Origin of the sequence: Yersinia kristensenii (genome assembly GCF_900460525.1) — a bacterium.
GTDB lineage: Bacteria > Pseudomonadota > Gammaproteobacteria > Enterobacterales > Enterobacteriaceae > Yersinia > Yersinia kristensenii.
The window spans coordinates 1,946,856-1,960,451 of the sequence record NZ_UHIY01000001.1 but is presented as its reverse complement, the minus strand read 5'-3'; the positions used below and the strand labels follow the sequence as shown (position 1 = coordinate 1,960,451).

Here is a 13,596-nt window from a genome sequence, read left to right as displayed (position 1 = left end):
AATGTAAATGTATTTATTAATAAATCTTATTTATATATCCCCCCAGAACTGGGGCTTAAAATAGAAAGAGAAAATGCCGTTATGTCCTTTGATATCAATTACATTCAGCATAAAAAATGGCGTTCAACATTGACTAAATTGGGTCTTTTTGGCCTTGTTCTCTGCTTGTCTGCCTGTAAACCGGCAGAAGAAACTAAGGATCAACAAGCCCCCTCATCAGGTAGTGAGGGTACAGCTGCATGGACTCGCACCGTAGAAACGGCCAAAGGCCCAGTAGTACTAACACATCCACCCACACGGATTGTGTCCACGAGTATCACCATTACCGGGACTTTACTGGCTATCAATGCTCCGGTGATTGCCAGTGGGGCGACCGTGCCTGACACCACGGTGGCTGATCATCAAGGTTTCTTTACCCAATGGTCAGATGTTGCACAGGCCAAAAAACTGGTGCCAATGTACCAGACAGAGCCAAATGCCGAAGCTGTCGCGGGAATGAATCCGGACTTAATTATTATTTCTGCCACTGGCGGGGATTCGGCGTTGAAGTTGTATGAGCAACTGTCAGCTATAGCTCCCACATTAGTCATTAATTACGATGATAAGAGTTGGCAAGAATTAGCCATCGTGCTGGGGCAAGCAACAGGACACGAGGCCGATGCACAGCAAATTATTGAGAAATTTACTAATCGAATCAATGAAGTAAAGCAGAATATTACGCTACCACCGCAACCGACATCAGCCTTTGTTTATCAAGCGGCGGGCAGCACTGCTAATTTGTGGACCGAGAGTTCCGCGCAGGGAAAACTGTTGCAGGAATTGGGTTTCACACTGGCAGAAGTCCCTGATGCCGTGAAGGGCAACACCAGCATGGGGCACCGCAAAGATATCATCCAACTGGGTGGCGAGAAGCTGGCCGAGGGCCTTAACGGCGAGACTATTTTGCTATTTTCCGGGGATCAACCGGCGATTGACGCCCTGAAAAGTAATAAGTTTTTAGCTCATATCCCAGCAATTGAACATGATCGGGTTTATGCCGCGGGCTATGATACGTTCCGGTTGGATTATTACAGTGCGAGTAATTTATTGGCACGGATCGAGGGGATGTTTAAGACTAAACCTTAATAGTCTTATTTTTTATTAAATGGGTTAGTGCTGGGGCGGCGGATCAGCTTTCGGTTGATAGTCGTTCAGTTATCACTTAATCCCACAGGAGGGCTCGCCGGCCCTCCTGCTCCTGCGGCTTGCGCGAAATATTGCCCTGCGGATAAACCTCCGGCGTCTTTCGGGCTGACCAACCGGAGCACCATCAACCAATCCTATCTATAGCTTAAAAACTAAAACCGCCCTTTCGGTATCACCAATGGCGTATGCGAAACCGGATCATCAATAATCAAACACGGCATACCAAAAACCTGCTCGACTAGATCGGCGGTGATCACTTCGCGCGGTTTACCTTGCGTTACTATCTGCCCATCGCGCATAGCGATAATGTGGGTGGCATAACGGCAAGCATGATTGAGATCATGCAGGACGGCCACTAGCGTATGATTATGTTGTTGATTCAGACTGCTAAATAACTCAAGCAAATCAATTTGATGGGCGATATCTAGATAGGTGGTTGGCTCATCTAACAATAACAATGGTGTTTGTTGCGCCAGCACCATGGCTATCCAAACCCGTTGACGTTGCCCGCCGGATAGCGCATCCACCGACCTGTCCGCCAGTTCACTGACCCCCGTGGCTTGCATGGCATGACTGACGGCCAACCTGTCGGTTTGTGTCCATTGCTGTAACAATTTCTGATGGGGATAGCGGCCTCGCGCGACTAAATCCAGCACACTGATGCCATCCGGAGCTTGCGAACTTTGCGGCAATAAGCCCAAATGGCGCGCAACGTGCCGGGTATCAAGGCTGGCAATATTCTTACCGTCTAAAATCACCTGACCCGCTTGCGGTTTCAGCAAACGGCTCAAGGCGCGCAGCAGTGTCGATTTGCCACAAGCATTGGGGCCGACAATAACGGTAAACTCACCATCAGGAATGGCGACACTCAGGTTCTCGCTGATTATCTTGCCGTCATAACCCAATGTCAGAGCATCGGCCTGTAAACGCGATATAGGTAAGGTGGCAGAGCTAGCATTACTCATGATCGTCCGGACTCTCGGATTAAAAGCCAAATAAGATATAAGCCGCCGATGCTGATGGTGATCACGCCCACGGGCAATTGATTAGGTAAAAATAGGTGCTGAGCGCACAAATCCGCGGCGATCAATAACAATGCCCCCATCAGCGCAGACGCGGTCAACGTCACTGACGATGTGCCCAACAGGCGTTTTGCAATCTGTGGCGCGGCTAATGCAATAAAGGAAATCGGCCCCGCCGCCGCCGTGACCGCTGCCATCAAAATCACACCAATAGCCATCAAGCCCAAACGGGTTTTTTCGACCGGAACGCCCAAAGCGCCCGCCGCATCATCGCCCATTTCCAGCAGCGGCATACGGCGGCTCAATAGCATAGCTATCACCGTGGCGATAATGATGAATATCACCGACGGCAAGCCCTTGGCCCACGTCAGGCCATTGAGCGAACCGGCTCCCCACGCAGCAGCGGTCATCGCTGCCTCTAATGAAGCGGTGATAGTCAGCCAGGTATTGAATGCCGTTAACATGGCACCAATGGCGATGCCGACAATAATCAGCCGAAAGCCCTGAATCCCTTGGCGATAGGCCAACAAATACACCGCGAGGGCAGACAGTAACCCGCCCCCCAGCGCACTACTGGCAACCTCAAAATAGTTGCCGTTGAACAGCGTAATCGCCACCAGTGCACCGGTATAAGCACCGGCGTTAAAGCCGATGATATCTGGGCTACCTAAGGGATTGCGCACTAATGATTGAAATATAGCGCCACTGATACCCAGTGCAGCACCAAAAATCAACGCCATCATGGCGCGGGGCAACCGCCATTGGTTGACGATAATATCCGCTGCACCACTGGCCTGGCCGAATAAGGCTGCAAATACTTGCCCGGAAGAGAGCGGCAAAGTCCCGACCATTAATGCCAGCAAACCCGCCAATAAGCAGGCCAGTAACAGCAAACCGCCAACAATCAAACTACGGGGTTGGATGCGCAGATTTATTGGGCCATCAGGGCGGCCCAATAGCCACGGCGGAGTGGCGGATTTCATAGCGCGGTCATCCTTTTGTTGCGGCGTACCAACCAGATCAACAAGGGCGCGCCAATAAACGCCGTGACAATTGAGACTCGCAATTCACCGGGCACCAGAAAGCGGCCAACAATATCCGATACCAATAACAAAATCGGGGTCATCACCAAGGTGAATGGGAGTATCCAACATTGATTCGGCCCGACAATCCAGCGCGCAATATGCGGCACCATCAAGCCGACAAAGGCAATTGGGCCAACAGCGGCGGTAGCAGCACCGCAGAGTAAGGTCACGGTGACCACTGCCCAAAATTGGGTCTGAGCTATGTGCGCGCCAATTGCGGCGGCTAAATCTTCCCCCATATGCATAGCATTGAGAGGGCGTGCCAGCAACAAGGCAATCACACAGCCGAAAAGAATGGCGGGCGCAACCGCCACGACCACTGACATATCGCGGATATCCAGCGAACCGGCTTGCCAGAAGCGAACGCGATCGTAAACCTGCGGGTGTGTCAGTGATATGCCGCTAGAAATCCCCAGTAATACCGCCCCGATAGCGACACCGGAGAGGGTCAGCCGCAAGGGGTTAACTCGCCCACTGCCCTGTGTTCCTACCCAATACACCACCAGTGTGGTGACCATCGCGCCAATAAACGCAGAAATCATATAGCCATGAATGGCATGAACGCCGAAAACAGTGATGCCAATCACCACGGCAAAGCTGGCCCCAGCATTGACACCCAAAATCCCTGGGTCCGCCAGAGGATTGCGGGTCAATGCTTGAATCACTGCGCCCGATAACCCAAGTGCAGCACCGGCTAGCACACCAATCAAGGTACGGGGTAGGCGGGATTCCAGTATTAAAACGCTGTCGACATTACTGTGTTCGCCCAGCAAACTTTGCCAGACGACAGAGAAAGGGATGGCTTTGGCACCGAGCATTAGGCTGGCAACCATCACGAGCATCAATATAACTATGCTGAGTAACAGCAAAAGTCCCCGACGGGATTGTGCGTTTTCAGCCACAACGGGGCTTGGTTTTAGCTGTTTTGGTAAAGATTGGTTTGGGGAATCAGTCGCTGACATTGTGACTCTTTTTTAACAAACGCCGATTAATTACAAATATTCATTTACAAATGATTGTTATTATCGTTTTGATTATCATTAGTATTTATTTCATGTATTTTAACACGACTTACAATGGGAATGCATTGGCTAAAACCTCTTCCCGGCAAGATTAATGTTCCGTTTGTCACCATGGCAGGTCATTGTTACCTACATTAAAGGATTAAATCATCATGGCAAAATCACCGATTCTTTTGGATTTCAGCCTGTTAAGAGAAAATGCTAATTTTCGAGCCGTATTTTTTGCCCGTTTTATTTCCATTTTAGGGCTGGGAATGCTCACGGTTGCGGTGCCGGTGCAGATACAAATGATGACTGGATCAACCTTGCAAGTGGGGTTGGCCGTCACCTTGGATGGGCTAGGGATGTTTATTGGCCTACTGCTGGGGGGCGTATTAGCGGACAGATTTGATCGACGCAAACTGATTTTATTCGCCCGTTTTACCTGTGGTTTAGGGTTTATTGGCTTAAGTATCAATGCGTTCTCTCTCACACCCTCATTGTGGGTTTTGTATGTTTTAGCGGCCTGGGATGGGTTCTTTGGCGCACTCGGTATGACCGCCTTGATGGCAGCAACCCCCTCACTGGTCGGGCGAGAAAATCTGGCCGCAGCGGGTGGGTTAAGCATGCTGACGGTGCGTTTTGGCTCGGTAATTTCCCCGGCAATTGGTGGCCTGGTGATTGTCTACGGTGGGGTGGGTTGGAACTACGGGATTGCTGCGGTGGGGACGATGTTAACGCTGTTGCCACTGTTAAGTTTGCCCGCAATGAAACCGACGACCAGCCAGCATGAACACCCGTTACGGGCATTGGCGACGGGGATTTCCTTCGTATTGCGGCATAAAGTCGTGGGCTCTGTGGTGTTGCTGGGGACATTGGTCAGCATGATTGGGGCTATTCGTATTTTGTTCCCCGCGCTGGCAGAGAACACCTATCATGTGGGCGCGTCACAGATTGGTTTAATGTACTCGGTGGTGCCACTGGGGGCGACAATCGGCGCCTTTACCAGTGGTTGGGTCAATCAGGTTCACCGCCCTGGAATGGTGCTGATGTACAGTTCTATTGGCGCTTTTTTAGCCATTGGAACATTAGGACTGACCAATAACTTCTATCTGGCCCTGCCCGGTTTGTTGCTATATGGCTATCTGGGGTCTATCAGCGGATTGCTGCAATATACCTTAGTGCAAACTCATACACCGGATGCCTTATTAGGGCGGGTGAACAGCCTATGGAACGTGCAGTTTGTTGCGGGTGAATCATTCGGTGCATTGGGGTTAGGTGTGTTGGCGAAAGTCATGGCCCCGGCGCTTAGCGCCTTGACCTTTGGCATGATCGCGGCCACGGTAGGAGGTGTTATTGCCGTCTGTGGCGGGACATTACGCCGCGCGACCATGGGGGACGAGGTGTCCGATGAGGGGGAAAAGGCCGATCAAGTCGGCGGGTGATAGAGTATTAGATCATTGTTTTGGTTGATATTTGATTTGATGCTCAGGTTCGGTTGATATTCGATTTGGTGCTCAGGTTCGGTTGTTAGATTTTCACGGTTCACTTAATCTCCGATGAACCAACCGCCAAAGGGTGCGGGCGCGCACCCTTGTGGAATCCCGCGCTTCGCACGTATCGCCTGCCCACTACGTGGGTTCCCTCACTCATCATTCCGGCTGACGGACAGCTTTATTCGCATCCCTGCTCATGACGCCTCAACCCACCGTCCATGGCGGGTTGCCTTGCCGACTCTCTTCACTCGGCGGCTCAAATGTGCTTTTAACATCAAGGTCAAAATCATGGTTTTTGGCTTTTGACCTTGAGCGCAATCAGGAATATTACCGACAAAGACGATGGCCCGAGTGAGCGGGCATAGACAAATCTGCCGGAGGGAACTGCAAATAGCAGTGATATTTCGCGCAAGCCGCAGCTGTAGGAGGGCCGGCCTGCCCTCCTGCTCGGTTGAGGCTACTGGGATTAAGTGATAACTGAACAATTATCAACCGAAATATACTCCAATACTCTAACAACCGAACCTGATCACCAAAACCATCCCCCAACTACAATGACCCAATTCCACTAAATACTTTCTGCAAAATAGGCCCCAACACTTTTAATGTCTCCGGCGACATCATCGTGATATGTGAACAATCCAGATGATATGTCCGCAGCTGCTTCACATATGGCCGCCAAATATCTTCGGGAGTTTCACCCGCGGGTAAGGTTTGAGTCGCGACAAATAACGTGGTTTCCCCCTCATAAACCGGTGTTTTAGCCCCTGATAGCAAGCCGACAGAATCGTCGTAGTTTGCCTGAATTTGCGCAAACATCTCTCGCTTCTCTTCCTGCTCGTCCCCTGCTACCGCCATAAATAATGCCCGCTCGCGCTCAACTTCCTCCAATACTTCAGCCTCAATCGGTGCGTTCCAGTCCTGAGTTTCCGGCGGATAGGTATCTAATAGCCCCAAGAAGGCCACTTCCTCACCCTGCGCCTGTAATTTTACCGCCATCGCCTGCGCCACGGTGCCTCCCAGTGAGTATCCCATCAGGTGATAGGGCCCCTGTGGCTGCACCCGGCGTAACGTCGCCAAGTGATGGTCACATAAACTGTCCATATCCTGACAGGTAGCAATGGCCCCATGAGGGCGCGGAGACTGAATTCCCAGCACCGGCCAGCTACCCGGCAAATAACGCGGTAACAAACTGAACTGCCAGGCAAAACCTGAAGCCGGATGGAAACAAAATAGTGGGTTACCGCTGCCATTGCGCAGCGGCAATACTTCACTGAAACCGGCTTTACCCGCCTGTTTATCTGATTGCGGCTGACTCAATGCGGTGGCCAATGCTGCCACCGTCGAGGCCACCATCACCTGCCCCACCGCGACGGGCTGTTGCAGCTCACGGCGCAGGTCAGCCGCTAAGCGCATTGCTAACAAAGAATGCCCGCCAAGTGCGAAGAAATCATCATCCGCACTGACAGATTCTACCCCCAGCAACTGGGCAAATAATCCGGCAATCAGGCTTTCCAAACCGGCTTGTGGGGCGCGCCCACCACTGCCCACCTGATTCACCGGTGCCGGTAATGCCTTGCGATCCAGTTTGCCATTGGCACTCAGTGGGAGAGCACTCAGGCTGACGATAACTACCGGCACCATATGCGCCGGTAAACGTTCACTAAGCTGACTACGCAAAGCCTCCAAATCGATATTTTCTGCCCCGGCAACTGGCACAATATAACCGACCAGCTGACGAGTATCAGCACCGGCCAAGGCCCCTTCTCCCCCCGCCAAGCTGCGGGCATGCACCACCGCTTGCTGGACGGAAGGCAACTCCAATAGCGCGGATTCAATCTCACCTAATTCAATACGTTGCCCACGAATTTTCAGTTGATCGTCACTGCGCCCCAAATATTCTACCGTGCCATCCGGCAGCCAGCGGGCGATATCACCGGTGCGGTACATCCGCTGCCCACGATCATAAGGATCGGCAACAAAACGGCTGGCAGTCAGGTCTGGACGGGCATGGTAACCCTGCGCCAGTTGCACGCCGCATAAGTAGAGATCGCCTGCAATGCCGACCGGGGCTTGCCGCAGCATACTGTCGAGAATACGCAGTTGGGTGTTCCACACCGGCTTGCCGATGGGCACACTGCTGCCGGTCACTCGCGCCAGAGCGTCACCATAGGCCGGTTGATAAGTGACATCCACCGCCGCTTCAGTTGGGCCATATAAATTATGCAATGGAGCAGCAAAAATTTGTTGGTATAGCTCTGATAGCTCGCGCGACAAGGCCTCACCACTGCAAAATACCCGGCGTAAGCTCTGGCAAGGTTGGTGTTGCCCCTGCATGGCGCTGACAAAAGCGGCCAGCATTGAGGGCACAAAGTGAGCGGTAGTGACGCCATAATCCTCTATTAAGCTACGCAGAACTTCTGGGTCACGATGAGCTTCTGGCGGTGCCATGACCAATCTTGCTCCGGTTATCATCGGCCAGAAAAACTCCCACACCGAGACATCAAAACTGCACGGCGTTTTTTGTAATACCACGTCATCGCCGCCCAGCGGATACTCATTTTGCATCCATAACAAGCGGTTAACGATAGCACCATGTGAGACCACCACACCTTTTGGCCGCCCAGTCGAGCCGGAGGTATAAATCAAATAAGCGGGATGGTCTGGTGTTATCTGGACGGCGGGCAACAGCGCCGGTTGATCCTGTACAGACAGCTGATCCAACAGCAAAAGCGGAGCCTGGCCGGTAAAGCGCTCAGCCAATGAGCTGACCGTCATCAGGAGCCGTGGATTGGCATCACTTATCATGTAAGCCAGGCGGTCATCAGGATAGCCGGTATCCAGCGGCAAATAAGCCGCCCCCGCCGCCAAAATAGCCATTAGTGCCAGGCTGAGATTAACTGAACGCGGCAGCGCTACAGCAACCCGGTCACCGGGCTGCACGCCCTGTTGACGTAAATGGGCAGCCAGCAGTTGAACCTGCTGATTAACCTGCTGATAAGTCAGTGTTTCATCTGCATCCAATAAGGCGATAGCTTGGGGGGTCAGCTGTGACTGCTGATTCATCAAATCACATAGCGTCAGCGCAGGTAGGGCAACAGCGGTGTCATTGGCGGCAGCCAACAGTGCTTTCTCATCGGCAGTCAGTAAATTCAGTGCAGATAACGGCAACTCAGGCTGCCAAACCAAATATTCGAGCAACATCACCAAGCGCTGAGCCAGTCTCTGCGGATCGCTGACCGCATCACGGTATTCCAGTTGCAGATGCAACTTCTCGCCCGGCAGCACCAATAGGGTCAGTGGGTAATGGGTATAGCCGCGATTATTCAGTGCATCACACCGCAAACCGTTGAAAGATTTTTGATGCAATTGATTGTTTTCTGTGTAGTTTTCGACCACCAACAAGGTATCAAATAAGGTATTCGCTCCAGCCAGGCGCTGGATCTCCCCCAAGCCCAGACCATCGTGCTCCAGTAATTGGATCTGTTGCTGCTGCAATGCGGCTAACTGCGCTAATAGTGGCAATTGCGGTTGCAATTTCACCCGCACCGGGAGGGTGTTACTGAACAGCCCAACCTGCTGTTCGATACCCTCGATTTCACTAAAACGGCCAGAAACCGGCGAGCCGAATACCACATCATCACGCCCACTGAGCACACCCAATAAGGTTGCCCAAGCCCCTTGCAATAAGGTATTGAGTGTGATGCCCTCACGCCGTTGCAGCTCGGTCAGTGCCGCTTCCAGTTTGCTGTCCAGCGCGATAACCCATTCATGCACCGGGCCTGCGGCATGAGCTTCTGGATACAGAATAGTTGGCACGACACCACGAATAGCCTGTTGCCAGGCCAGCCGTTCTGGTTGCAAGTCACGCGCCGTCATGCGGCGGATTAAATCACCATAACTGACACTCAGCGGCGGCAATTCCGGCGTGTTGCCGTAGAGATGCAGCAAATCATGCAGCAAGATTGCCGATGACCAGCCATCTCCCACCAGATGATGCGCGATGATGATCAACGAATGGCGCTCGGCGCTGTAACGGATCAAAATAGCCATCAGTAAAGGTTTTAATGTCCCTGCCGTCTCACTCATCAGATCCCGTGCCAGCCCTTTGCGCTCCAATTGCTGGGTTTTGGCAATCTGTTGATCCCGTGTCAATGCGCTCAGGTCATATTGCTGCCACGGCCAGCGGCGGGCGCTATCTTGAGTCTGCGGCAGAATTTGTAATGATTCACTGTGCAACTCACTGTCAAAAATAGCCCCCAGTTGCGGGTAGCGCCGCAGTAGGTTTTCCAGTGCATCACGCAAGCACTCAATGTCTAATGCACCTTGAAGGTCAAAACGGCTGATGGCATTGTAATTATTGGCTTCTTGCCCTAACTGAGCATGGAATAGCAAACCTTGCTGGAGCGGCAATACCGGCAGAATATCGGCTATTGGGCCATATTTTTCACCCGCAGCCTGCCACAGTGTTTCTGATAAGGCTACGGTAGCCGCAGAGTGTACCGCCACGGGTGAATCCACCAATGGCTGTAAAGCCAGCGCCATTTTAGCCGGGGTGCGCAAAGCAAAAATCTCTCGCGGAGCCAGGCGGAAACCGGCGCGGCGCAAAGTGCTCCCTAGCGCCATGGCGGAAATACTGTCGCCTCCGAGCTGGAAGAAATCATCTTCCGCCCCAATATTGCCCACACGCAGCAAATTGGCGATAGCATCACACAAAAGCGTTTCCTGCGCAGTCTGTGATGCCCGGCTGCTGAGCTGTTGCTGGTGTTGTGGGGCGGGCAGTGCTTGCCGGTCAATCTTGCCATTGATCGTCAGCGGCATTTCATCCAGCACCATCAGGATCGCGGGCACCATATAATCTGGCAGGGTAACAGCCAGTTGATCCATCAGCCGGGCGTTGAGATCCTCACTATCACGCTGTTGCACATCAGGCACCGTACAGTAACCAATAAGCCGATGGGTTGCGCCGGTAGCTTCGGCGATAACCACCGCGCTACTGACTTCCGGCAAAGCCACCAGCGCATTCTCGACTTCACCCAGTTCAACCCGGAAACCGCGCACCTTTATCTGGTGGTCAGTGCGCCCGACAAAATCCAATTGCCCCTCCGCCGTCCAGCGCATCAAATCACCGCTGCGATACATCACCTCGCCATGACGGAAAGGGTTGGCAACAAAACGCGCCGCCGTTAAATCCGGCCGGTTCAAATAACCACGAGCCAGCCCTTTTCCGGCAATATATAACTCCCCTACCGCGCCAATTGGCACTTTGGTCAGTTGGCTATCGAGCAAATAGACTTCAGTATTTGCTACTGGGCGGCCAATCACCGGCTGCGCCGCCACCTTGGTATTCGCACCAAGAGTATCAATGGTGTATTCCGACGGGCCGTAGAAGTTCACCACATTCAGCTCAGGATGCTGTTTCAGTTGCTCCCACAAACGCGGTGTTGCGGCTTCACCGCCAATCATCATAAAGGCGGGCCGATGACGCCCGGCGTCCAGCAAACCGCTCTCTATCATTTGCGTTAAGAATGACGGGGTAATATCCATGGTGTCGATTGGCGTCTGATCCATCATCTGTACCAATGCATAAGCATCACGGCGCATTTCCTCATCAAAGATAACCATCTCGCAGCCCATCATCATCCAGAACAGCGGTTCCCAAGAAGAATCAAAAGAGAATGAGGCGGTATGCCCTGCGCGCATCCGGCGGGTATTATGCTGCTTAAATTCCGCCATCGCTGGCCCATACAGGTGCGTGCGGTGCGCCACCAGCAAGTTGACTAACCCACCGTGGGTGCTCATCACTCCTTTTGGTCGCCCAGTCGAGCCGGAGGTATAAATCATATAAGCCAGATGGTCGCCGTGCAGGGGGTACCGGCGTTCTGTATCGGTAATGGGCTGAGCAGAGCAAGCCGCACATTCCTGCTGGAAGCGCGATTCATTCAGGCAAACTATGGCTACCAATCCATTGATAGCCAGCGGAGATAGCAAGCTTTCAGTCGATTGATGCGCCAAGAGTAAGCGCGGGCTGGCGTCTTCACACATTAAGGCGAGACGCTCCATTGGGTAATCCAGATCAAGCGGCATGTAAGCTGCTCCACTGGTCAGAACCCCCAAAATGGCCACCAGCGAATCCACAGTTCGCGGAATACCAATCGCGACCACATCATCAGCCCCAATACCTCTGGCGATCAATGTTCGCCCCAGTTGGGCAGCGCGGTCAGAAAGCTGGCGGTAAGTCAGACTTTGCTTGCCACAACTCACCGCAATAGCATCCGGTTGCAGAGTGACCTGCTGCTGGAAAATATCCAACACCGACACCACCCCGGCTGGCAGACTTAATTGCGGGCCTTTAGCCCAACTATCAATGCGTTGTAGCTCTTGCTCTGGCGTCAATATGAGGTCGCCCACCGTGATTTCAGCTTGGGTCGCCAATTGCTGCAACAAGAATTGTATCCGCTCACCATGCTGATGTAAGCAGGCGAGGTCATAGCGCTGCGCATTTGCCAGCATTTCCAACGTCAACTGGCCGTTGTCGAGGTAGAAGTCAAACTCGACATCATCGACCGGACCGGAGGCCAAAGTATGAGTAACACCGGTTATCTCCCCAAAATTCAGGGCGAAATCGAACATTTTAAAATTCAGTACCGGGCCATATAGCGCCCGCTGGGAACCGACCATTCCCAAATCACGCCGCAATTGCTCTGCTTCATAGCGCTGATGTTTGCGCACCGTTTTCAGCTCGCTCGCCACTGCGCGCGCCACATCAACAATGTGCATTTCGCGCCGCAAAGTGACCTGCAACGGCAATACATTCACCACCGGCCCGGTGGCGGTCAAAGCGGCAGATCCCATACGGCGCATAAACGGGCACCCGACCGACAAGCGCATTTCGCCGCTCATACGGGCAAAATAAATCAGCAACAGCGCCATCGCCATCTCTGTGGCGCTCAGCCGTTGCTCTGCGCCCCCCGCCGTTAAAGCGCTAAACAAGTCAGAATCGATATTAATGCGCTGACGTAAGACGCGATTATCCGTTGGTTCGGCCCGGACGGGCGAGTTCATGGGGGCCAGGGAGAGTGCGGCGGGCAAATCCGCCGTATGTTGTTGCCAAAATTGCTTATCGCGTTGCTCGGTTTCTGACCCCACATACGCCAGATATTCACTGACGACCTCGCTAAACCGAGTAAAAGGAGATTCCCCGATAGATTTCCCTTGCAACAATGCGGTGTAAATATCGGCGATACGGCGGGTAATGGCGGTGAAACTAAAGCCATCAAGCAATAAATGATGATAACGCTGATACCAAAGCCATAGCGGCTTCCCATTTTCATCAGGAACACGAATAACCCAATGTCGAGACAGTGGCTCCTCACCATCCACGGGTAACGGGGCATCAGTATCATCCCGCATCAATGTCAGTGCTACCTGTCGCCCATCAGCATGAGAACTGAGATCCAACCACGCCAACTCGGGCATGTCAGCCGCATGACACTGTAAGGGTATGCGCTGCATCGGGCCGTCGTTTCCATCAAAAAAGCGTGCATGAAGCGTATCGGCCTCCGCCAACCCTTGGCTAACAGCGCGGCTAAATAACGCCTGATCCAGCGGCCCCGCCAGTTCAATGTAATGGGCCACGGTAAACATGTTTTTTTGCTGACTTAACTGATCGGCGAACCAAATGCCGGGCTGTGCCGCCACCAAGGGCAGTTCGACAACAGCAACAAGGGAGATTGAATCCTCTGACACGATGGGTATTCCTTTTTTTGGCAACACAGGATTATTGCGGCAAGTGGAGCCGCAATAA

Annotated in this window: 6 protein-coding genes; 2 read left to right on the top strand and 4 right to left on the bottom strand. The window is 52.8% G+C overall.

Going from position 1 to position 13,596, the window contains the following annotated elements; translation table 11 throughout:
• Positions 1–81 precede the first annotated feature (81 nt).
• On the top strand, positions 82–1,125 hold the full coding sequence (gene fepB / locus DX162_RS09005) for a Fe2+-enterobactin ABC transporter substrate-binding protein (RefSeq protein ID WP_032819608.1): 1,044 nt from the start codon (positions 82–84) through the stop codon (positions 1,123–1,125).
• A 212-nt stretch (positions 1,126–1,337) separates the two neighbouring features.
• On the opposite strand, the gene DX162_RS09000 is transcribed toward fepB, so the two are convergent.
• Genes DX162_RS09000 through fepD form a run of 3 tightly spaced genes read right to left on the bottom strand, consistent with a single transcriptional unit; the run spans position 1,338 to position 4,254 of the window.
• Positions 1,338–2,150: an ABC transporter ATP-binding protein gene (locus DX162_RS09000; RefSeq protein ID WP_049559498.1), complete on the bottom strand. Its 813-nt coding sequence runs from the start codon at positions 2,148–2,150 to the stop codon at positions 1,338–1,340.
• Positions 2,147–3,190: an iron-enterobactin ABC transporter permease gene (gene fepG / locus DX162_RS08995; RefSeq protein WP_032819610.1), complete on the bottom strand. Its 1,044-nt coding sequence runs from the start codon at positions 3,188–3,190 to the stop codon at positions 2,147–2,149. The genes DX162_RS09000 and fepG overlap by 4 nt, the downstream gene beginning before the upstream one ends.
• Complete coding sequence (gene fepD / locus DX162_RS08990; protein WP_032819612.1) at positions 3,187–4,254, bottom strand: Fe(3+)-siderophore ABC transporter permease; 1,068 nt, start codon at positions 4,252–4,254, stop codon at positions 3,187–3,189. The genes fepG and fepD overlap by 4 nt, the downstream gene beginning before the upstream one ends.
• A gap of 212 nt (positions 4,255–4,466) precedes the next feature.
• Here fepD and entS point away from each other — a divergent pair, with 212 nt between their 5' ends.
• Positions 4,467–5,738: an enterobactin transporter EntS gene (entS, locus tag DX162_RS08985; protein ID WP_004390077.1), complete on the top strand. Its 1,272-nt coding sequence runs from the start codon at positions 4,467–4,469 to the stop codon at positions 5,736–5,738.
• 600 nt (positions 5,739–6,338) lie between these two features.
• Here entS and DX162_RS08970 read toward each other — a convergent pair.
• Positions 6,339–13,538 carry a non-ribosomal peptide synthetase gene (locus tag DX162_RS08970; RefSeq protein ID WP_004390078.1) on the bottom strand — a complete coding sequence of 2,400 codons (7,200 nt, stop codon included), beginning with the start codon at positions 13,536–13,538 and terminating at the stop codon, positions 6,339–6,341.
• Positions 13,539–13,596: the final 58 nt, after the last annotated feature.